At 66.3% G+C, this 18,940-nt stretch carries 21 protein-coding genes; 9 read left to right on the top strand and 12 right to left on the bottom strand.

The annotated features are described in order from the left end of the window. Positions 1–12 precede the first annotated feature (12 nt). Positions 13–894: a LysR family transcriptional regulator gene (locus tag DFR39_RS12085; protein ID WP_133603833.1), complete on the top strand. Its 882-nt coding sequence runs from the start codon at positions 13–15 to the stop codon at positions 892–894. Here DFR39_RS12085 and DFR39_RS12090 read toward each other — a convergent pair. Next, the gene (locus DFR39_RS12090) at positions 860–1,894 is read right to left on the bottom strand and encodes a TerC family protein (RefSeq protein WP_133603834.1); all 1,035 of its coding nucleotides are present in this window, start codon (positions 1,892–1,894) and stop codon (positions 860–862) included. The genes DFR39_RS12085 and DFR39_RS12090 overlap by 35 nt on opposite strands. Before the next feature lie 252 nt (positions 1,895–2,146). On the opposite strand from DFR39_RS12090, the gene DFR39_RS12095 reads away from it, so the two are divergent. Genes DFR39_RS12095 through DFR39_RS12110 form a run of 4 tightly spaced genes read left to right on the top strand, consistent with a single transcriptional unit; the run spans position 2,147 to position 7,117 of the window. Then, on the top strand, positions 2,147–3,325 hold the full coding sequence (locus tag DFR39_RS12095) for an isovaleryl-CoA dehydrogenase (protein ID WP_133603835.1): 1,179 nt from the start codon (positions 2,147–2,149) through the stop codon (positions 3,323–3,325). Between the two features lie 49 nt (positions 3,326–3,374). Continuing rightward, complete coding sequence (gene can / locus DFR39_RS12100; protein WP_133603836.1) at positions 3,375–4,034, top strand: carbonate dehydratase; 660 nt, start codon at positions 3,375–3,377, stop codon at positions 4,032–4,034. Between the two features lie 28 nt (positions 4,035–4,062). Further along, the gene (gene aceK / locus DFR39_RS12105; RefSeq protein WP_133603837.1) at positions 4,063–5,946 is read left to right on the top strand and encodes a bifunctional isocitrate dehydrogenase kinase/phosphatase; all 1,884 of its coding nucleotides are present in this window, start codon (positions 4,063–4,065) and stop codon (positions 5,944–5,946) included. After that, a complete protein-coding gene (locus DFR39_RS12110; protein WP_133603838.1) occupies positions 5,936–7,117 on the top strand; it encodes an acetyl-CoA C-acyltransferase in 1,182 nt (393 codons plus the stop codon). Before aceK ends, DFR39_RS12110 begins: the two co-directional genes overlap by 11 nt. A 234-nt stretch (positions 7,118–7,351) precedes the next feature. On the opposite strand, the gene DFR39_RS12115 is transcribed toward DFR39_RS12110, so the two are convergent. Together DFR39_RS12115 and DFR39_RS12120 are read right to left on the bottom strand one after the other, a co-directional pair. After that, the gene (locus DFR39_RS12115) at positions 7,352–7,996 is read right to left on the bottom strand and encodes an MAE_28990/MAE_18760 family HEPN-like nuclease (protein WP_133603839.1); all 645 of its coding nucleotides are present in this window, start codon (positions 7,994–7,996) and stop codon (positions 7,352–7,354) included. After that, a complete protein-coding gene (locus DFR39_RS12120; RefSeq protein WP_133603840.1) occupies positions 7,993–9,108 on the bottom strand; it encodes a DUF262 domain-containing protein in 1,116 nt (371 codons plus the stop codon). Before DFR39_RS12120 ends, DFR39_RS12115 begins: the two co-directional genes overlap by 4 nt. A 312-nt stretch (positions 9,109–9,420) precedes the next feature. On the opposite strand from DFR39_RS12120, the gene DFR39_RS12125 reads away from it, so the two are divergent. Next, a complete protein-coding gene (locus DFR39_RS12125) occupies positions 9,421–9,993 on the top strand; it encodes a nuclear transport factor 2 family protein (protein WP_246030810.1) in 573 nt (190 codons plus the stop codon). A gap of 106 nt (positions 9,994–10,099) precedes the next feature. Here DFR39_RS12125 and DFR39_RS12130 read toward each other — a convergent pair whose 3' ends face one another. From DFR39_RS12130 to DFR39_RS12140, 3 genes are all read right to left on the bottom strand, one after another. Further along, positions 10,100–10,546, bottom strand: coding sequence for a hypothetical protein (locus DFR39_RS12130; RefSeq protein ID WP_133603841.1), 447 nt, complete (start codon positions 10,544–10,546; stop codon positions 10,100–10,102). Next, a complete protein-coding gene (locus DFR39_RS12135; protein WP_133603842.1) occupies positions 10,530–11,843 on the bottom strand; it encodes a hemolysin family protein in 1,314 nt (437 codons plus the stop codon). The genes DFR39_RS12130 and DFR39_RS12135 overlap by 17 nt, the downstream gene beginning before the upstream one ends. A gap of 113 nt (positions 11,844–11,956) precedes the next feature. Next, positions 11,957–12,313 carry a hypothetical protein gene (locus tag DFR39_RS12140; RefSeq protein ID WP_133603843.1) on the bottom strand — a complete coding sequence of 119 codons (357 nt, stop codon included), beginning with the start codon at positions 12,311–12,313 and terminating at the stop codon, positions 11,957–11,959. 23 nt (positions 12,314–12,336) lie between these two features. Between DFR39_RS12140 and DFR39_RS12145 the strand changes: the two genes are divergently transcribed. Further along, entirely contained in the window at positions 12,337–12,528 is a 192-nt protein-coding gene (locus tag DFR39_RS12145; protein WP_133603844.1) for a hypothetical protein, read from the top strand. A gap of 120 nt (positions 12,529–12,648) precedes the next feature. Here the strand turns inward: DFR39_RS12145 and DFR39_RS12150 are convergent, their stop codons facing one another. Continuing rightward, on the bottom strand, positions 12,649–13,395 hold the full coding sequence (locus DFR39_RS12150) for a siderophore-interacting protein (protein ID WP_133603845.1): 747 nt from the start codon (positions 13,393–13,395) through the stop codon (positions 12,649–12,651). Between the two features lie 90 nt (positions 13,396–13,485). After that, entirely contained in the window at positions 13,486–13,908 is a 423-nt protein-coding gene (locus DFR39_RS12155) for a DoxX family protein (RefSeq protein WP_133603846.1), read from the bottom strand. Positions 13,909–14,030: 122 nt separating this feature from the next. Between DFR39_RS12155 and DFR39_RS12160 the strand changes: the two genes are divergently transcribed. After that, the gene (locus DFR39_RS12160; protein ID WP_133603847.1) at positions 14,031–15,032 is read left to right on the top strand and encodes a LysR family transcriptional regulator; all 1,002 of its coding nucleotides are present in this window, start codon (positions 14,031–14,033) and stop codon (positions 15,030–15,032) included. Here DFR39_RS12160 and DFR39_RS12165 read toward each other — a convergent pair. Next, positions 14,962–15,819, bottom strand: coding sequence for an alpha/beta fold hydrolase (locus tag DFR39_RS12165; RefSeq protein ID WP_211343858.1), 858 nt, complete (start codon positions 15,817–15,819; stop codon positions 14,962–14,964). The two genes, DFR39_RS12160 and DFR39_RS12165, sit on opposite strands and share 71 nt — an antisense overlap. Positions 15,820–16,249: 430 nt before the next feature. On the opposite strand from DFR39_RS12165, the gene DFR39_RS12170 reads away from it, so the two are divergent. After that, a complete protein-coding gene (locus tag DFR39_RS12170; RefSeq protein ID WP_133603849.1) occupies positions 16,250–16,870 on the top strand; it encodes a class I SAM-dependent methyltransferase in 621 nt (206 codons plus the stop codon). A gap of 92 nt (positions 16,871–16,962) precedes the next feature. On the opposite strand, the gene DFR39_RS12175 is transcribed toward DFR39_RS12170, so the two are convergent. From DFR39_RS12175 to DFR39_RS12185, 3 genes are read right to left on the bottom strand one after another with little or no spacing between them, the layout of a single operon-like run. Further along, positions 16,963–17,670 carry a DUF3047 domain-containing protein gene (locus DFR39_RS12175; RefSeq protein WP_162849508.1) on the bottom strand — a complete coding sequence of 236 codons (708 nt, stop codon included), beginning with the start codon at positions 17,668–17,670 and terminating at the stop codon, positions 16,963–16,965. Beyond that, the gene (locus DFR39_RS12180) at positions 17,667–18,302 is read right to left on the bottom strand and encodes an NrsF family protein (protein ID WP_133603851.1); all 636 of its coding nucleotides are present in this window, start codon (positions 18,300–18,302) and stop codon (positions 17,667–17,669) included. Before DFR39_RS12180 ends, DFR39_RS12175 begins: the two co-directional genes overlap by 4 nt. Then, on the bottom strand, positions 18,299–18,871 hold the full coding sequence (locus tag DFR39_RS12185) for a sigma-70 family RNA polymerase sigma factor (protein WP_133603852.1): 573 nt from the start codon (positions 18,869–18,871) through the stop codon (positions 18,299–18,301). Before DFR39_RS12185 ends, DFR39_RS12180 begins: the two co-directional genes overlap by 4 nt. Positions 18,872–18,940 lie beyond the last annotated feature (69 nt).

The raw sequence follows: 18,940 nt of genomic DNA on the forward strand, positions 1-18,940 counted from the left end.
CAAATTGCGCCCATGGCTTTGAACAGCGATCAGCTCCAGCTCTTTCTGGCCGTGCTGGACCAGGGTTCCTTCTCGGCCGCGGCGCGGGCCCTGGGACGTGTGCCCTCGGCCGTGAGCATGGCCGTGGCCCAGATGGAGGCGGAGCTGGACCTGCAGCTCTTCGAGCGCAGCACCCGGGAGCTGCGGCCCACCGAGGTGGCGCGTGCCCTGGAGCCCCAGGCCCGCCAGCTCGTGGGCCAGCTGGGGCGGCTACAAGCCCATGCCCTGGCCCTGCACCAGGGCCTGGAGCGGCGCCTGACCCTGGCCATTGCGCCCGAGCTGCTGGCCGTGCCCTGGGCCGAGGCCCTGGCCGCCCTGGCCCAGGAGTTTCCGGGCCTGGAGGTGGAGCTGCGTAGCGCGCCCCAGGCCGAGGTGCTGCGCCTGCTGCATGCCGGCAGCGTGGACCTGGCCCTGGTCTTCGAGCGGGTGGGCTTTGACGAGCGCGAGAGCTTCGAGGAGCTGGGCAGCGAGCTGCTGCGCGCGGTGATCGCGCCGCGCCATCCCTTGGCCGGTCAGGCCCTGCGTCAGGAGCAGTGGGTCGAGCTGCGCCAGATCGTGGTGGCGCGGGGCGAGGCGGCGGCCGAGGACCCGCGGGTGCTGGTCTCGCGCCAGGTCTGGCGCACCGACAGCCATCTGGCCAGCCTCAGCCTGGTGCAGGCCGGGCTGGGCTGGGCCTTTTTGCCGCAGCGCCTGGTGGCGCCCCTGCTGGCCAGCGGCCAGCTGCTGCTGGTGGAGCTGGAGAACATGAGCAATGAGCTGCGGCTGTGGGTGGATGTGGTCTGGCGTCACGACCGCCCCCTGGGTCTGGGGGCGCGTCGCTTCATCGAGCTGATGCGTCGCCAGGTCGGCCGCTGATCACACCCGCCGGGCCGGCCTGCTTGGGGTCTTCACGCGTCTTCCACAGCGAGACGATCACGCCACCCGCGATCAGCAGACCGGTCACCGAGAGACTGATCGAGGGCGGGATCTTGCCGATGATGTTCACCAGGAAGATCTTGGAGCCGATGAAGACCAGCACCAGGGCCAGGGCGTACTTCAGGTAGCGGAAGCGGTGGATCATGGCCGCCAGCGCGAAGTACAGGGCGCGCAGACCCAGGATGGCGAAGATATTGCTCGTGTAGACGATGAAGGGGTCGGTGGTGATCGCAAAGATCGCCGGCACCGAGTCCACGGCGAAGACCAGGTCGGCAAATTCCACCAGGCACAGGGCCAGGAAAAGCGGGGTGGCCCAGACCACGGGGCGGCCATGCTCGGGGTGGGGGGCCTTCACAAAGAAGGCCCGGCCATGCAGCTGGGGCGTCACGCGCATCAGGCGGCGCAGCAGCTTGAGGATGCCGTTGTTCTCCAGATCCGTGGCCTCTTCCTTGGCCAGCAGCATCTTCACGCCCGTCAGCACCAGGAAGGCGCCGAAGAGGTAGAGCACCCAGCTGAACTCGCTGACCAGGGCGGCGCCCAGGCCGATCATGATGGCGCGCATCACGATCACGCCCAGAATGCCCCAGAACAGCACCCGGTGCTGCAGCTCGCGCGGCACGGCGAAGTAGCCAAAGATCAGCGCGATCACGAAGACGTTGTCCATCGAGAGCGATTTCTCGATCACGAAGCCCGTCAGGTACTCCATGCCGCTCTGCGCGCCCAGATGCCACCAGACCCAGGCCCCGAAGATCAGGGCCACGCTGATATAGCCGGCCGACAGCCACAGGCTCTCGCGGATGCCGATCTCGCGCTCCTTGCGGTGCAGCACGCCCAGGTCCAGGGCCAGCAGGGTGGTGACGATGCCCAGAAACATCAGCCATAGCCACATGGCATGGCCCAGGAAGGGGGTGTGCAGGCTTTCGATCAGCGGTGTGAGCATGGTCGACTCGAAGCTGTGGTGAGGAGGCGCCAGCCTAGGGCCGGCCTCCAGGCCGACACAGAAGGCATTTCTGGACCGCCGCTTCGGAAAAACGGCAGTGCGCGCCGCCGGGTGGGCGCCACGGGCCGGCCTCTGGTTAGAATTGACGTTTACGTAAACGTAAGTCAAACCTCATAAGTCGACAGGGCATCGCGCCATGCCTAGCATGCGGCAGCGCTGTTCCGAATCGATCCTCAGCACCAGGAGACATGCATGAACCTGCCCGGCCTGAACTTCCAACTCGGTGAAGACATCGACGCCCTGCGCGATGCGGTGCGCGAGTTCGCGCAAGCCGAGATCGCCCCGCGCGCGGCCGAGATCGACCGCAGCGACCAGTTCCCCATGGACCTGTGGCGCAAGATGGGCGAGCTGGGCGTGCTGGGCATCACCGTTGGCGAGGAGTACGGCGGCGCCAATATGGGCTATCTCGCCCATATGGTGGCCATGGAGGAAATCAGCCGCGCCAGCGCCTCGGTGGGCCTCTCCTACGGCGCGCACAGCAATCTGTGCGTGAACCAGATCAAGCGCAACGGCAACGAGGCCCAGCGCGCCAAGTACCTGCCCAAGCTGATCAGCGGCGAGCATGTGGGCGCCCTGGCCATGAGCGAGCCGGGCGCGGGCTCGGACGTGATCAGCATGAAGCTGCGCGCCGAGGACAAGGGCGGCTACTACCTGCTCAACGGCTCCAAGATGTGGATCACCAACGGCCCCGATGCCGACACCCTGGTGGTCTATGCCAAGACCGAGCCCGAGCTGGGCGCCCGCGGCGTCACCGCCTTCCTGATCGAGAAGGGCATGCCGGGCTTCAGCATCGCGCAGAAGCTGGACAAGCTGGGCATGCGCGGTAGCCACACCGGCGAGCTGGTGTTCCAGAACGTGGAAGTGCCGGCCGAGAACGTGCTGGGCGGCCTGAATATGGGCGCCAAGGTGCTGATGTCGGGCCTGGACTATGAGCGCGCCGTGCTCACCGGCGGCCCGCTGGGCATCATGCAGAGCGTGATGGACAACATCATTCCCTACATCCACGACCGCAAGCAGTTCGGCCAGAGCATCGGCGAGTTCCAGCTGATCCAGGGCAAGGTGGCGGACATGTACACCGTGCTGCAGGCTGCCCGCAGCTTTGCCTACACCGTGGCCAAGAACCTGGACATGCTGGGCACCGAGCATGTGCGCCAGGTGCGCAAGGACTGCGCCTCCGTCATCCTCTGGACGGCCGAGAAGGCCACCTGGATGGCCGGCGAGGGCATCCAGATCTTCGGCGGCAACGGCTATATCAACGAGTACCCGCTGGGCCGCCTGTGGCGCGATGCCAAGCTCTACGAGATCGGTGCCGGCACCTCCGAGATCCGCCGCATGCTGATCGGCCGCGAGCTCTTCGCCGAGACCATGTAACCGGCCCAACGCAGGCGGCCGATCTTTTGTGCACTGCGACAATGACCGCATGAGCACCGAACTTCAAGAGCTGCTGGACAGCAACCGGCAGTGGGCCGCCGAGACCGAGACGCGGGAGCCCGGCTTCTTCTCGCGTCTGCTCAAGCAGCAGACGCCCCAGTACCTCTGGATCGGCTGTGCCGACAGCCGCGTGCCGGCCAATGAGCTGGTGAACCTGCTGCCGGGCGAGCTCTTCGTGCATCGCAATGTGGCCAATGTGGTGGTGCACTCGGACCTGAACTGCCTGTCGGTGATGCAGTTCGCGGTGGACCAGCTCAAGGTGCGGCACATCATCGTCGTGGGCCACAGCAACTGCGGCGGCGTGAAGGCGGCGCTGATGGACAGCCGCGTGGGCCTGGTGGACAACTGGCTGCGCCATGTGCAGGACGTGCGGCATCTGCACCAGGACTGGCTGGACGGCCTGCCGGCCGAGCAGCGCGTGAATGCGCTGTGCGAGCTCAATGTGCTGGAGCAGGCCCGCAACGCCTGCCACACCACCGTGGTGCGCGATGCCTGGGTCCGCGGCCAGGAGGTGGTGGTGCATGGCTGGGTCTACGGCCTGCACAACGGCCTGCTGGAAGACCTGCAGATCACGGCCGACCGCGCCGAGTCGGTGGACCCGGCCTACCGGCGCGCCCTGGCGCGCGTCAAGCAGCGCTACGCGCACTAGGCCCGGCGTCCCGCTGGCGACCCGTCCCATGTTCCCGCAGAAGCTCACCGACCCGCGCGCCTTCGAGATCGCCCAGGCGCTGCTGGGGGGCTTCAACCGTCACTACCGGCTCTTCCGGGCCACCACGGCCGCGGCCAAGCAGCGCTTCGAGGCGGCCGACTGGCCCGGCCAGCAGCGCGCGCAGCGCGAGCGCATCGAGTTCTACGAGCAGCGCGTGGACGAGGCGGTGCAGCTGCTGGAGCAGCGCTACCAGGCCGGCGAGCTGCCCATGGAGGTCTGGCAGCAGGTCAAGCTGCACTACATCGGCCTGCTCACCAACCATCTGCAGCCCGAGCTGGCCGAGACCTTTTTCAATTCGGTCAGCACCCGCATCCTGCACCACGGCTACTTTCGCAACGACTTCATCTTCGTGCGGCCGGCCATCTCCACCGAGTACATCGAGAACCTGGAGCCCGCCGCCCAGCCCACCTACCGCGCCTACTACCCCAGCCCCGAGACCCTGCGCGAGACCCTGATGCGCATCATCTGGAACTTCCAGCTGGAGCGCGAGTTCAGCGATCTGGGCCGCGATGTGGACCTGGTGCTGGAGGCCGTGCAGCGCCAGCTGGGCGACTTCCGCTGGCGCACCAATTTCCAGATCCAGGTCCTGTCCAGCCTGTTCTACCGCAACAAGGGCGCCTATGTGGTGGGCAAGATCATCAACGGCTTTCACGAGACGCCGTTCGCCCTGCCCATCCTGCATGACGAGCCGGCGTCGGGCCGCCCCAAGCCGGCTCAGCACCCCTCGGGGGGCGACGCCGAAGGCGTCTCGGGGTCAACAGAGTCGGCGCCGGGCCGCCTGCACATCGACACCGCCCTCTTCGGCGAGGACGATCTGCTCCTGCTCTTCAGCTTTGCGCGCGCCTACTTCATGGTGGACATGGACGTGCCCAGCGCTTATGTGCAGTTCCTGCGCTCGCTCATGCCGCGCAAGCCCCGGGCCGAGATCTACTCCGCCCTGGGCCTGCAAAAGCACGGCAAGAATCTGTTCTACCGCGACTTCTTGCAGCACCTGCGGCACTCCTCCGACAAGTTCCGCATCGCGCCCGGCATCAAGGGCCTGGTGATGCTGGTCTTTGACCTGCCCAGCTACCCCTTTGTCTTCAAGCTCATCAAGGATTTCTTCCCGGCGCAGAAGGAGCACACCACGCGCGAGCTGGTGCAGGGCAAGTACCAGCTGGTCAAGCACCACGACCGCGTGGGCCGCATGGCCGACACCCTGGAATACAGCAATGTGGCCTTCCCGCGCTGGCGCTTTGACGAGGCGCTGATCAAGGAGCTCAAGCACTTCTGCGGCAGCCTGATCGAAGAGCGCGGCGAGGACTTGATCATCCGCCACCTGTATATCGAGCGCCGCATGGTGCCGCTCAATCTCTATCTGCAGGAGGCCAGCCCGGCCCAGCTGCGCCACGCGGTGATCGAGTACGGCCAGGCCATCAAGGACCTGGTGGCCGCCAATATCTTTCCCGGCGACATGCTGTGGAAGAACTTCGGCATCACCCGCCACGGCAAGGTCGTGTTCTACGACTACGACGAGATCGAGTACCTCAGCGACTGCCAGTTCCGCGCCGTGCCCGCCCCGCGCACCGAAGAGGAGGAGCTCTCGGGCGAGGTCTGGTGGCAGGTCGGGCCGCGCGATGTGTTTCCCGAGACCTTCGCGCCCTTTCTGCTGGGCCATCCCGGCGTGCGCGAGGTCTTTATGCAGCACCATGCCGAGCTGCTGGACCCCGCCTTCTGGCAGGCCCACCAGGCCCGCATTCGCGCGGGCTATGTGCACGATGTCTTTCCCTACGAGGCGCACAAGCGCTTCGTCCACCGTCTGAATTCAATCCCCCCAAGCCGTGATCAAGAAGGAGTCTTTCATGTCTGCTGATCCCATCGTCATCGTCTCCGCCGCCCGCACCCCCATCGGCGGCCTGCTCGGCGACTTCGCCGGCCTCTCCGCCTGGGAGCTGGGCGCCGTGGCCATCAAGGCCGCCGTGGAGCGCGCCGGCGTGCCCGGCGACGCCATCCAGGAAGCCTTCATGGGCAACTGCCTGATGGCCGGCCAGGGCCAGGCCCCCGCCCGCCAGGCCGTGCTCAAGGCCGGTCTGCCCCAGTCGGTGGGCGCCGTGACCCTGTCCAAGATGTGCGGCGCCGGCATGCGCGCCGTCATGTTCGCCCACGACACGCTCAAGGCCGAGAGCGCCGACATCCTGATCGCTGGCGGCATGGAGAGCATGACCAATGCCCCGCACCTGATGTTCGCGCGCAAGGGCGTGAAGTACGGCGCCGCCCAGATGTACGACCACATGGCCCTGGACGGCCTGGAAGACGCCTACGAGCGCGGCAAGGCCATGGGCGTGTTCGCCGAGCAGTGCGTGAGCAAGTACAGCTTCAGCCGCGAAGCCCAGGACGCCTTCGCCATCGCCTCCACCGAGCGCAGCAAGAAGGCCAATGAAGACGGCAGCTTCGACTGGGAAATCGCCCCCGTCACCCTGGCCGGCAAGGGCGGTGATGTGGTCATCAGCCGCGACGAGCAGCCCTTCAAGGCCAAGCTGGACAAGATCCCCGGCTTGAAGCCCGCCTTCAAGAAGGACGGCACCATCACCGCCGCCACCTCGTCCTCCATCAGCGACGGCGCCGCCGCCCTGGTGCTGATGCGCGAAAGCCATGCCGCCAAGCTGGGCCTCACGCCCGTGGCCCGCATCGTGGGCACGGCCGTGCACGCCAACGCGCCCGAGTGGTTCACCACCGCCCCGGTGGGCGCCATCGAGAAGCTGCTCAAGAAGAACGGCTGGGACGCCAAGAGCGTCGATCTGTGGGAAGTGAACGAAGCCTTTGCCGCCGTCACCATGGCCGCCATGGCCGAGTTCAAGCTGCCCCACGAGATCGTCAACGTCAACGGCGGCGCCGTCGCCCTGGGCCACCCCATCGGCGCCTCCGGCGCCCGCATCCTGGTCACCCTGCTGGGCGCGCTCAAGAAGCGCGGCGGCAAGCGCGGCGTGGCGGCGCTGTGCATTGGCGGCGGCGAGGCCACGGCTGTGGGCGTGGAACTGATCTGATGTGTTGTTGCGGCGGCTCGTGAGGGCTGCCGGTGGGGAGGGTTGAGCGAGTAAAGCTCAGCGCCTCTCGAAAAATAGAAGCCAGCTGCCTGGGAGGGGAGCTGGCTTTTTGTTTGGGCTGTGGGTGTCTGTAGTCTCTGAAGAACTATGGTGCGGCCTGCACGGTAAGTAGGCCTCAACGCCGCCCCAAGGCTTGTCGGCCGGTGTCTCAGTTGGCCGCATCGTCGTGTGCAACTAAAGCTTGTAGGTTTGCAAGACGACGTGATTTTCCAGTGTGTCTCCAAACGTGCGCATCATGCCGATGGTGTCGTTGCTGAGCTCATCCAAATCGCCAACGGCCACGAAAGTATCTTCGCCGTGCGCAATGGCATTCCTTCGCTTAAGAAGCACAACATCGATGAACGTGGCCTTATCTGCCAAAGCCTCCGGTGGCACACCGCACACAATGCAAATATCGACAAAAACTTCAAAATTCAAATTTGCCTTTGTATTGACCAAGTCATCGTTAACGCGGCTGAAGCGAGCAGTTTCTGAGTTCAAAATCTCATCGACGAGCGCGCAGCGGTCAGCAATGCTGGCTCTTGACGTGGATAGTGCTGCGAGGCGGGGTAAGAAGTTGTTCCTATAGAACTGCGGATTAAGTTCACGGTATTGGAATCGTCGCATTGCAACGTGCTCCAGGTACTTCTTGGCAGAAAACCGGACGTAGCCTTCCCAGTGCGCGTAGCAAAGAGTGACAAGCGCCCTGAGTAGAACCCGTCGCAAGCCTTCGTCGGCGCGCTTGATTGCTGACTTGAGGTCCGAGATCTCTTTGATGCGCCAAGTACGATCTTGGACGATTTGAGCAGAGAAGTCAGCGCCGGTGTACGGCTTGCTCATGGACGAAACCATTCCTCGCCGAACGGCACTGTGCGTTGGATGCGTATGGTTCCCCGGAGGCCGGGAGACGTGAAAGTTGCTGTTCGCGGATCTGACCAAAACTGCCTTGTCCGCGCTTCAACAAAGGTCCGCGCTGCTCCCGGCCCGAGATCAACGATCGCGTCAATGTTCTTCCCTACTCCGACGGCAATGCCCTCAAGGCCGACGAGGCCTGTTTTGCCGACATAGCCGCCGTCTTGGAATCGCCGGAGGACGTTGCTACCGGCAACCTCGTCCAACAGCCCGAATGTCTTGTTGATCAGGTCGGTTGCCCTGGCGATATCTCCCGCACGCGCCAGTTGCACAATTCCTTCGTCGATGTACTCCTCCACATCAAGGAGGCCGTCGTATGGCACGCATACGTGGACAAGAAAGCGCGCCGCCATCTCCAAGTGGCGCTGCCTTTCCGTCTGCTCATCGGTGACAGATATCACTCTCTTGAAGGCTGCTTGCTCTGCGCTGACCTTGATCGCACGGAAATACTCGGCGTTCACCATCAACATAATGCAGTTCCGGAGTTCCTGCGGGTTCGCCTGCGTGCCGCCTGCATTCAGTCGTTGGAATAGGTCGTACTTTGTATTCTCGTCACTGGGTCGCTTCAGGATCTCGACACCTAGTCGACCTCTTCGAATTGCGAGCTGCTGTGCTTTGTCAATGGCCCGCTGTTCACCGACGGGGGGGTCGATGATGTTCTCGGAGGCCTCCCATACGGAGTTGTGCAGCGACGGCAAGTATTTGGTCGCCTCAAGAACTGATGGTGGCTCAAGGTTCCCGTTTGGCCCGCGCAAGCGCCCCATGAATTCGATGATGGTCGAGACGCGCTGAAGCCCGTCGACCAGTTCCCAAGCTCCGTCCTCCCTTTCGAATACGAATATCGAGGGTAACGGGATCCCGAGTAGCAATGACTCGATTAGCTTTGACTTCTGGCCGATGCTCCATCGGAATAGTCGCTGGAACTCGGGATCAATGACTAGTTCCCTGTTTTCATACATGCCAACGATCTCGCCGACGGACATTTGGTATGCATCCGTCCGGACAAGACGCTGAGCTAGTTCGATTTCGTCAGAGAGCATGTTGCGGGCCCTTCGTAATGTGCGCTTCACCGAGACAGTAGCATGAAGGTACTGCTGATTCAGAGTCTTCAGCAGACATAGCCTGAAGAGCCGTCGAATAAAGGAAACGTGTCGATAGTCGCCCGTGGCGATGCTGGAAGAGAACGGCAGCAATAAGTTTGATCCTGCCACCGCCCACCCGTCTCAATCTGCATCCCAGCACATCCCCCTGGCGCCCAGCCCATGCGCCACCGACGATGTCGCCCACCCCTCGCTGTGCGATCTCAGGCCCCTCGCGCCCGGGCCAGCAAGGCACACGGACCGGGAGCCACCATGTTGATGATGAGGAGCAAGAAGAAGATGCAGCCGAAGCGAACCCCGCGGCCCGCTGCGCTGCTGCCCGCGCTGGCCTTGGCCAGCCTCACCGCAGGCTGCGCATCGCAGCCGCCACCGCCGCCCGCCGCGGCGCCCGCCAACGCCCAGGAAGCCGCGCCAGAGAAATCAGGCCCTTTGTATGACCAACTGGCCCAGCTGGACACCCACCTGTTCGACGCGTTCAACCGCTGCGAGCAGCCCGGCCAGCTGGAGCGGCATGCAGGCTTCTTTGCCGAGGGCGTGGAGTTCTATCACGACCAGGGCGGGGTGACCTGGAGCCGGGCCGAGATGATGGCCAACACGCAAAAGCAGGTGTGCGGCAAGTTCTGCCGCGAGCTGGTGGCGGGCAGTCTGCGGGTCTATCCCATCAAGGACTTCGGCGCGATGGCCCAGGGTGTGCACCGCTTCTGCCAGCACGGCTCGGGGCGCTGCGAAGGCTCGGCGGACTTCATGATGATCTGGCGCCAGGAGGGGGCCGGCGCGCAGTGGCGCATCACCCGCGTGCTGAGCTATGGGCACCGCGCGCTGTGAGCGCAGGTTTCACAGGGGCCGCCGCGGCGGTCTTGTTGGCGCCGCGATGAGGCCCCCAGACCGCCGCTTGGCGGTTGGTGCTGGGGGGCAGCATGCCAGGGCGTGCTCAAGCGGGCTCGCAGTCCCGCGCCAGCAACTGCAAAAGTAGCTCAGCTTGTACGGCATGGGTCCACTTGGCACTTTCGAGCAGGGTCGCCACCGGTGGTGCGTTGGGCTCGTCGCCGGCCATCACATGCACGTCGAAAGTCCCGTCTGGCTCATCAAACGCAACGTCGAGCCTGATGCTGCGCTCAAGCTCGATGGCCTGTTTGACCGCGCGGACGCCTTTGCGCTTGTACTGCAACTCCAGCCGGCAGCCGCTGACCTGCTCAAATGACCACTGCCTGTCTCGGTGGGCCGTGGCGCCCAGCTGATTGAGTGCGGTGAGTCTTTGCAGATTGCTCATGTCGAAAGGGCTGAGCGGCGGAAGGTCCTCAGCCGGGTAGCCATCTGAACAGGCTTGCATGGCCAGTGCCAGGGCCAGGATTGCCGCGGGTTTAGCTGCGCTGCTCATGGGGCCGTGGCGTTGCTGGACTGAGCTGAGATGCCAGGACCTTGTCGATCGTCTTCCCATCCATGTCAACGATCTCGAAGCACCAGCCTTCCCATTCCACCCGGTCGGCCACCCTGGGCAGGCGGCCCGAGAGCAGCATCATCATGCCGCTGAGCGTGTGGTAGCGGCCACGCTCTTCCTCCGGCACGGCGTCCAGCTCCAGGCGGTCCTTGAGTTCCGGAATCGGGATATGCCCGTCAAGCAGCCATGAGCCATCCTCGCGCTTGACGGCCCAAGCGTCGGTCGGATTGCCTGGCTGGAACTCGCCCGTGATGGCCTCCACCAGATCTTGCAGCGTGACCAGGCCCTGCACCTCACCGTACTCGTCGATGACGAAGGCCATGTGCATGTCGGAGGAACGGAAGTTCTCCAGCAACTCCATGCCGGTCAGGGTCTCGGGAACGTACAGCGGCGGTTGCAGATGGTCCTCTAACCGTGTGTCACTGCCGCGCACCAGTTGAGAAAGCAAAGGGCGTGCGTTGACGACGCCGACGATGTCGTGCAGCCCGTCGCGAACGACTGGGAAGCGGGCATGGTTGGAGGCTTCGATCCGTTTCAGGTTTTCCTCGATGGGCTCGTTAAGGTCGAGGTAGACCATGTCGCCGCGAGGCACCATCAAAGAGCTGATCTGACGGTCGTCGAGCCGAAAGACATTGCGCACCATGGTGTGCTCATGCGATTCAATCACGCCTGCGCTCGTGCCCTCTGCGAGCACGGCGTGAATCTCTTCCTCCGTGACATTGAAGCTGCTGTTGGCTTTCACGCCCAGCAAGCGCAACAAGGCATTGGTCGATCCGGACAAGAGGCGCACAAAGGGCTTCGTCGCCATGGCCAGGGCCGATATGGGGGTCGCAACCAGCCTGGCCACCGTCTCGGGGCTGGATTGCCCGAGTCGCTTGGGAACCAACTCGCCCAGCACGATGGAGAAATAGGTGATCAGCACCACGACCAAGATCGTACTGGCCGGCCCGGCGTATTCGCTGGGTAGTCCAAGGGTTTGCAGCCATTGGGACAGCGGCCCAGCCAGCGCGGCCTCGCCGACGATACCGTTGAGCACCCCGATGGAGGTAATGCCGATCTGAATGGTCGACAGGAAGCGGGTTGGATCCTCGCCAAGCTTGACGGCCGCCATGGCGGCCTTGTCCCCTTCGTCGATGAGTTTTTGCATGCGGGCTTTGCGCGCCGTGACCAGCGCGATTTCCGACATGGCGAAGAGGCCGTTGATGAGGATCAGGACAAACAGTAAGGCAATTTCCATGACAGTCTTAGTTCTACGCCATCGACGGGTGAGCCGATGGCCGGAATGCGGCCGCCGTCCGCGGGGCTGGCATCAGCCACGTCGCGGAGGTCCGCATACGCAATGAATGCGCGCTAGGCTGCGCGCGATGCTGCGCGGTTGGGTGGGCGCAGCAGACTGTCTTGCCGGTCCCTCAGAGGGCGGCCGTCGTGAGCGGCATGGAATCGCTCCGGCTGAGTGGAGGCCAGTCGCAGGACCGCTACCGGCATGGGGACCTCGGCCATGTCGTCGGAGGTATCGCCCAGTTCGTAGGCCAAATCCGCGACGTTGCCCAGAAATTCGTCGCTCAAGGACTCCGGGTTTTGCTGCCCTTCGACCACCAGATGGCCAGCACCCGCACTGATGGGCGTGAACTTCGCAACGCCGATGGCGGCAAGGCCGTACGCCAGAACAAGCAGCGTGATGACGAGGGCGCGAAGCCGGGGGAGCATGGCTGAATTGTATCCGGGCAAGCTTGGACCGCAGGCTGACAGGCCCGAGCAGTGGCGGTGGCACCGCCCTGACTCGGGGCCTGCACCGCTTCTGCCAGCACGGTTGCGGCCGCAGCGAAGGGGCGGCGGACTTCATGATGATCTGGCGCCAGGAGGGTGCCGGCGCGCAGTGGCGCATCACCCGCGTGCTGAGCTACGGGCATCGCGCGCTGTGAGCCCAACACAGCCCCCTCGGCGAGATCGCCATCCGCAAGATTCGCGTGCCCGGTGGCCATGAGCGCGCCCAGGGGCGGGGCATTGGCCGTGCGGGACCGCCGCAACCAGGGCGGGCTCAGTCAATCAAGCCCGGTCTTGCCGTCGGACCAATAGGCTTTGGTGAGTATTTGGCTCGCGGGCACGCCCTCATGCCGTAGCGCGCGCAGGAGGTGCTGCACCGTGTGGGCGCGACCGGCCAGCACGAGCTGCGACCGTGGCCCGAGCCGCGCCGTCGCGGCCTGGACCATCGCGTCCCGGTGAAGCCCGTCGATGTGCGCGGCCAGCGCCGTGGCGGGTAGGTCCAGCGTGTCCAGCAGAGGCTGGATCGCGGCCGGGTTGCAGGTCTCAAAGATGGCGCGGGCCGGTCGCCACGCCGCCGCGAGGCCGATCGCGGTCTCGTCACCCAGGAGCAGGCCGTAGCGAGGATCTCGGTCGGCCAAGGCCAGCGAGCGGCGTGGCCCGAGCAGGCCCACAGCCTGTCCGGGCGAGGCCCGGCGCACCCACTCGCTGCCCGGCCCGATGGCCAGGGCATGGGCCAGGATCCGCGTGTGCCCCCTCGCGGCATCCCAGTCGATGGGGGTGTAGGTGCGGGTCAGCAGGCCCGGGCCGATCCTGAGCTGCAACTTGTCGCCCGCATTCCAGCGCACATCGCGCAAAGCCGGGCCCTGCAGGGTGATGAGGTGCATGCCGCCGCCCATCGCGCGGTTCTCGGCCACCTCGGCTGCGCGGAAGAACACCCGGCTGAGCAGCCGTGCGCCAAGTCCGGCGCGGGGTTCGGGCTCGCGCGGCAGTGCGGACGATGAGGTGGAGGCAGATGGCTCGTTCATGCGGTGTGGCGGGCGCGCTCAGGGCCCGAAGCGGAAGCTGGACAAGGGCGGTGCGCCTCGTAGCGCGGCCCAGTTGCGCGAGGCCGGGGCTCAGCGCGCCGGCGACAAGGGCAGCGCACGCGTGCGGCCCCAGAGCACAAAGGCGGCCAGGGCCAGCAGCATCAGGTTCATCGGCAGCACCAGGGCTTCACCGCGCATCAGGTGAAAGCCCATGGCCAGCATCTGCAGGACGATGATGCCGGCGGCGGCCAGCACGCTCAGGCGCGGCTGGATGCGCAGCAGGGCCGGCAGCACGATGCCCAAGCCGCCCAGCAGGTCCACCACGCCGGTGAATGCGGCCAGGCTCGGCCGCGCCGCGACCCAGGGCGCCATCTTGGCCGCCTGCTCCAGCGGCATGCCCAGCTTCATATAGGCGCCCCAGAGCAGGAAAAAGGCCAGCGCGCTCTGGGCGAGCCAGAGGAAGGCGCCGAGCAGCCTGCGGGGCTGAGCGGGAACGAGGGTGTCGGTGATCATGGTCCTGTCCTTTGCAAGTGGGGCGGCTGGCGATCAGCCGCACAGGCGCAAAGTTAAGGCCGGCCAACAATTCACGGAAGCGATAATCTTTTGATGTTTACCATCTATGGAGTAGATGGAAAGTGATTGGAAGCCTGACGCTGGACCAACTTCGCGTGCTCGTGGCCATCGAGGACGCCGGCAGCTTTTCCGCGGCAGGGCGTCGCCTGAGGCGCGTTCAGTCGGCCATCAGCCATACCGTCCAGGCGCTCGAAGAAGCCCAGGGGCTGCTGCTGTTCGACCGCAGCTCCCGCACGCCGCGCTTCACCGAGGCCGGCCGCGCGCTCGTGACGCAGGCGCGTCAGGTGCTGCGGCAGGCCGAGGTGTTCGAGCGCACGGCCCAGGCCATTGCCGCCGGCCTGGAACCCGAGCTGCCGATCGCCATCGACAGCTTTGTTCCGACCCAGCCCGTCATCCGCAGCCTGGCGGGCCTGCAGTCGCAGTACCCGGACCTGGCCGTCACGCTCTACACCGAGGGTATGGGCTCGGCGGAGCGGCGCGTCCGCGACGGCAGCGCCACCCTCGGGCTCTGCGCACTCCTGCCCTCGATGGCGCAGGAGCTTCAGGCCACGCCGCTGACGCAGATCACCATGGTGCCGGTGGTGGCGCCGTCGCATCCGCTCGCGAGCGAGCCACGGGGCATCACCCGCGACATTCTGGCCGAGCATGTGCAACTCATCCTGACCGACCCCCAGCAGCGACCGGGCCCCAGCTTCAGCGTGGTCAGCACCCGGCTGTGGCGCTTCGTCGACATCTCACGGCGCCTGGAGTTCCTGCTGGCGGGATTCGGCTGGGGGACCATGCCGCGGCACCTGGTCCAGGAACATCTCGATGCCGGATCGCTGCTGGCCCTGGACATCGATGACCCCGGCCTGATGCCGCCTGCGATCGGTCTGTTCGCTGTGCACGACCGCCAGCGCCCCTTGGGCATGGGCGCGCGCTGGCTGCTGCAGGACTTGCAGCGTCAGGCCTGGCTGGGGGCCGATGCGCCCCCGATACCGTCCGCCCCCGTCCTCAGCGTTTTGCCTTGCCGGACAGCGCTTGCTGCACCGACTCCAGCACCAGCGCAGGATCGTCCCACATGAGGAAGTGGTAGCCCCGCTCGCTCATCTTGAATTTCATGTCGGGCAGTCCGCGGTACTGGCTTTCAAACAGCGCTTGCGTGCTTTGCTGCGTGCTGCCCATGCGCGCATAGGCGGCCCAAGCGCCCAGCACCGTGGTGGGCGCCTTGATTCGCGGCAGCAAGGGGCGCAGGTCGGTGGTCCAGAGTTCGAACATGGCCTGCCCGGTGGTGGGGTTGTCGCTGTCCACACCCCATTGAACGATGGTCTCTGCGCGGCGCGTGTCCAGCGTCATGGTGGCGGCCATGGGGGCCAGCATGGCCCGCTTTCGTTCGGCCGGTGCCGGCTGGCTCATGCCGCTGCGCATACCTTCGGCCATGGGCCGCACGGTTTCTAGGGTCGCGTTGGGGTTCTGTGAGGCGGCCAGAAAGGGCAGGGAATCCACCACGACCAGACTTTGCACCGAGTTGTCCGTGTCAGCGGCCAGCATCAGCCCCAATGCGCCGCCGAGGCTGTGGCCCACGACCACGGCGCCCTGGGGAGCCTGGGCCTTCAGGAAGTCCTTGAGCTGCGCCTTGCTGGCCTCCAGGAATTTGCCGGCCATGGCTGGCGCCGCAGGCTTGCCGGCGAAGCCCGGCAGCTGGACCATCAGGCACTGCACGCCGGGTTGCAGGCGCTCGCAGGTTTCCTCCCAGACCGAGGCGGCGCTGTTCACCCCCGGAATCATCAGCACGGGCTGTCCGCTGCCGCGCACGGTGATGCTCAGGTCCTGAAACTGCACCGTCTGGGCTGCCGTGGCGCTGGTGCTCATCACAGCAGGCGCGGCTTGACTGGCCTGCGCGCCGGCACTGAAAAGCAAGCTGGACATTGCCAAGGCCAGGGCGCTGAACTGGAGGTGTTTCATCTTGATCTTGCGAATTTGCGTTGAGGTGTAGGCATGGTGCCGCTTTGGCCGGTGGGCATTATGCTCACTGCGACGAACGGCAAGAGCAGGCGCTGATTGGACAGTGGGCAATGCTGAACGGCGGGCACCAGACCCAGTGCGGCCGCCTGGGCTGTCATCCCGAGGCCCGAGCGCTTGATGCCATCCAGAGCGCTTCTGCGCACCGGCTCAGGGCGCGCAGTGGCGCATCACCCGCGTGCTGAGCTACGGGCATTGCGCGCTGTGAGACCGGAGCGCCGGGGCGCAGGGCTACAGTTGCACAGGCGTCTTTACATGCAAGGCAATGCCAGGAGCTCAGATGCAATCCAAGGATCATTGGGAGCAGGTCTATACGAGCAAGCCCGAGGACGGCGTGAGCTGGTTTCAGGAACACGCGCGGCAGTCGGTTGAGCTCATCGCGCGCACGGGTGTGTCTAAGGACGCCAGCGTCATTGACGTGGGCGGTGGCGCTTCGACCTTGGTCGATGATTTGCTCGCCGATGGCTACCGCCGTCTCACCGTTCTGGACCTGTCCGAGGCGGCGTTGGCGGCTTCGCGCAAGCGCCTCGGCGAGCGGGCGTCGAGCGTGACGTGGCTCGCGGGCGACGTCACACAGCACGTATTCGCGCGGCACAGCTACGAGGTCTGGCACGACCGGGCCGTCTTCCACTTCCTGACCAGTCGCGAAGAGCGTGAGGCCTATGTCGCTGCGGTGCTTCGCGCGGTCAAGCCGGGCGGCCATGTCATCGTGGCGACCTTCGCCGAGGATGGCCCCGAGAAGTGCAGTGGCCTGCCGGTCATGCGCTACAGCCCCGACGGCTTGCACGCGGAGTTCGGTGCTCCTTTCACACTCCTGCAGCAGGAGCGCGAAGAGCATCGCACGCCCTTCGGCACCGTGCAGAAGTTCATCTACTGCCTGTGCCGCAAGGAGTCGAACTGATCGCCGGGCATCTGGCCCAGCCGCATGCCCCGCTGTTGGAGGCCGAGGACGGTGCCGGCCCCCGCTGGGCCGCCAGGCCATGATGGGCGGCCCTAGTCGCAGCGATCCTGCGCGCCCACGAGCTTGAGCCCGGCGAACTCGGCCACCACCGACTCGCCCGTGTTGTCGGTATCCGCCGCCACCGCCACGAGTACGGGCTGGGCGCCGGCGGGCAGCCAGGTTCTGGCGTCTTCGGCCAGATGGCGGCGCTCCTGCACCCACTGCCCGGCCTGGGCGGCACCGCTGCGCTGGACCACCATGCGGGTCTGCCCGGTGTAGGCATTGGGCGCGTGATGCCCCACGGGATGGCGGTTGTCCCAGACGTAGTTGAGGGCGGCGTCGGGCACGGCCTCGCCATACAGGCGGCGCGCAATCGCGAGCTGGGCCCGGGTGGGCCAGTCCAGGCTTTGCGGCGGCAGTCTGAAGGCGATGTACAGGCGGGCCGCATAGTCGTCACCGGCCTTCTTGCTCATATCAGCGCTCTGCAGGGGCGCGCTGATGCGCCAGCGCCAGCACAGCACGGGCCGGCTGGCCAGATCCACCGCCAGCGGCCGGGCCCACAGCGACATGCTGGACTGCGAGTTGATGCGCAGCACGCCGGTCTCGGCCTGGATCTCGAAGCGATTGGGGCGCAGCGTGGCGCCCAGGCGCTGCTCTTGCCAGCCTTCGGCCGCATCCCAGCGGGCGGACAAGTGCCCATCGCTGCCGGCCAGGGCCGCCGCCGACGAGAAGACCAAGGCGGCGATGCCGGCCGGGCTCACCAGCGCAGCCTCCGGGCGCCCAGGGCGGCCCCGGCCGCCATGCTGAGCAAAAGCCCCGCGGAGTACCAGAGCGCGACAAAGGCGGGGCTGCTCTCCGGGCAGCTCAGGGCGTAGGCGGCGGCGGCCGTGCAGCCGGCCAAGAGCCCCAGCGCGGCGCCGGCCTGGCGGGGGCGGATGATGGGCAGGCCCTGGGCCGCGCGCAGCAGCAGCAGCAGGGCCGGCAGGGCCAAGGTGGCCAGGGTGAGCGGGCATTGCCACCAGGACGAGCCCAGCAGGGCGCTCATGCGCGCGCCCGCCGGCAGCAGCCAGAGGCTGCCGACGCCCAGCAGGGCCAGCAGCAACCAGGCGCTTTCCAGCCGGCGCCGCGCGGGCCTGGTGGGGCTGGCCGGGCGGGCGGTCTGGCGCAGCCACAGCCAGCCCAGGGCCGCCAGCAAGGCCGCCGGCAGCAGCTTGATCCAGGGCGTGGGGCTGGCAAAGGCGGCCAGGGGCAGGGGGCCGCTCAGGCCCAAGGCCAGCACCGCGGCCAGCATGCCCCCGCCGGCCCAGGCGGGCAGCAGCCGCCGGGCGACGGGCTGGGGCCGGGCCGGGCCGGCCTGCCGGGCCAGCAAGTCGATCAGGGCCTCGGTCTTCATGGCTTGCCCCTGACCTGGGCCGCCAGACGCTTGAGCCCGCGGTGCACCTGGACCTTGATGGCCGACTCGCTAGCGCCGGTGGCGGCGGCGGCCTCCACCCCGCTGAACCCGGCCAGCTGCGTCAGCTCGATGGCGCGGCGCTGGGCCGCGGGCAGGGTCTGCAGCAGCTGCTGCAGATCGCGCCTGGCCTCATGGCTGGCGCGCCCGCCGTCGTCGGCCAGCGGCTCCCAGGCCTCGGGGGTGTCCGTGTCCAGAGCCAGGGTAGGGGGACGGCGGCCGCGGCGGCGCCATTCGTCGATCAGGCGGTGGCGGGCAATGGCCAGCACCCAGGCGCTCACCGGCACCGAGCCGTCATAGCTGCCCCGGTGCAGATGCAGGGACAGCAGCACTTCTTGCACCATGTCTTCCACCTCGTCCGGCTGCTCGGCCATGCGTCGCCGGATATAGGCACGCAGGCGCGTGGCGATCAGTGACAAGGCGTGCCGGTATGCCGCCTCGTCGCCCGACTGCCCGCGCTCCCACCAGGGGCGCAGCTCGGCCTCAAAGGCGGCGGGCGGGGCAGTTGGCATCCAGTACGTCGGCGGCGCCGGTCGGGTTACACAAGTTAGAAGATTATGGAGGGGCCTGTAACCCGGCAG

Source organism: Roseateles asaccharophilus, from assembly GCF_004362405.1.
Lineage (GTDB): Bacteria > Pseudomonadota > Gammaproteobacteria > Burkholderiales > Burkholderiaceae_C > Kinneretia > Kinneretia asaccharophila.

Bases quoted from the DNA above. Each gene is read 5' to 3' on its own strand.
- DFR39_RS12085 (WP_133603833.1), top strand. From the start codon at position 13: ATGGCTTTGAACAGCGATCAGCTCCAGCTCTTTCTGGCCGTGCTGGAC.
- DFR39_RS12090 (WP_133603834.1), bottom strand. From the start codon at position 1,894: ATGCTCACACCGCTGATCGAAAGCCTGCACACCCCCTTCCTGGGCCAT.
- DFR39_RS12095 (WP_133603835.1), top strand. From the start codon at position 2,147: ATGAACCTGCCCGGCCTGAACTTCCAACTCGGTGAAGACATCGACGCC.
- can (WP_133603836.1), top strand. From the start codon at position 3,375: ATGAGCACCGAACTTCAAGAGCTGCTGGACAGCAACCGGCAGTGGGCC.
- aceK (WP_133603837.1), top strand. From the start codon at position 4,063: ATGTTCCCGCAGAAGCTCACCGACCCGCGCGCCTTCGAGATCGCCCAG.
- DFR39_RS12110 (WP_133603838.1), top strand. From the start codon at position 5,936: ATGTCTGCTGATCCCATCGTCATCGTCTCCGCCGCCCGCACCCCCATC.
- DFR39_RS12115 (WP_133603839.1), bottom strand. From the start codon at position 7,996: ATGAGCAAGCCGTACACCGGCGCTGACTTCTCTGCTCAAATCGTCCAA.
- DFR39_RS12120 (WP_133603840.1), bottom strand. From the start codon at position 9,108: ATGCTCTCTGACGAAATCGAACTAGCTCAGCGTCTTGTCCGGACGGAT.
- DFR39_RS12125 (WP_246030810.1), top strand. From the start codon at position 9,421: ATGTTGATGATGAGGAGCAAGAAGAAGATGCAGCCGAAGCGAACCCCG.
- DFR39_RS12130 (WP_133603841.1), bottom strand. From the start codon at position 10,546: ATGAGCAGCGCAGCTAAACCCGCGGCAATCCTGGCCCTGGCACTGGCC.
- DFR39_RS12135 (WP_133603842.1), bottom strand. From the start codon at position 11,843: ATGGAAATTGCCTTACTGTTTGTCCTGATCCTCATCAACGGCCTCTTC.
- DFR39_RS12140 (WP_133603843.1), bottom strand. From the start codon at position 12,313: ATGCTCCCCCGGCTTCGCGCCCTCGTCATCACGCTGCTTGTTCTGGCG.
- DFR39_RS12150 (WP_133603845.1), bottom strand. From the start codon at position 13,395: ATGAACGAGCCATCTGCCTCCACCTCATCGTCCGCACTGCCGCGCGAG.
- DFR39_RS12155 (WP_133603846.1), bottom strand. From the start codon at position 13,908: ATGATCACCGACACCCTCGTTCCCGCTCAGCCCCGCAGGCTGCTCGGC.
- DFR39_RS12165 (WP_211343858.1), bottom strand. From the start codon at position 15,819: ATGAGCACCAGCGCCACGGCAGCCCAGACGGTGCAGTTTCAGGACCTG.
- DFR39_RS12170 (WP_133603849.1), top strand. From the start codon at position 16,250: ATGCAATCCAAGGATCATTGGGAGCAGGTCTATACGAGCAAGCCCGAG.
- DFR39_RS12180 (WP_133603851.1), bottom strand. From the start codon at position 18,302: ATGAAGACCGAGGCCCTGATCGACTTGCTGGCCCGGCAGGCCGGCCCG.
- DFR39_RS12185 (WP_133603852.1), bottom strand. From the start codon at position 18,871: ATGCCAACTGCCCCGCCCGCCGCCTTTGAGGCCGAGCTGCGCCCCTGG.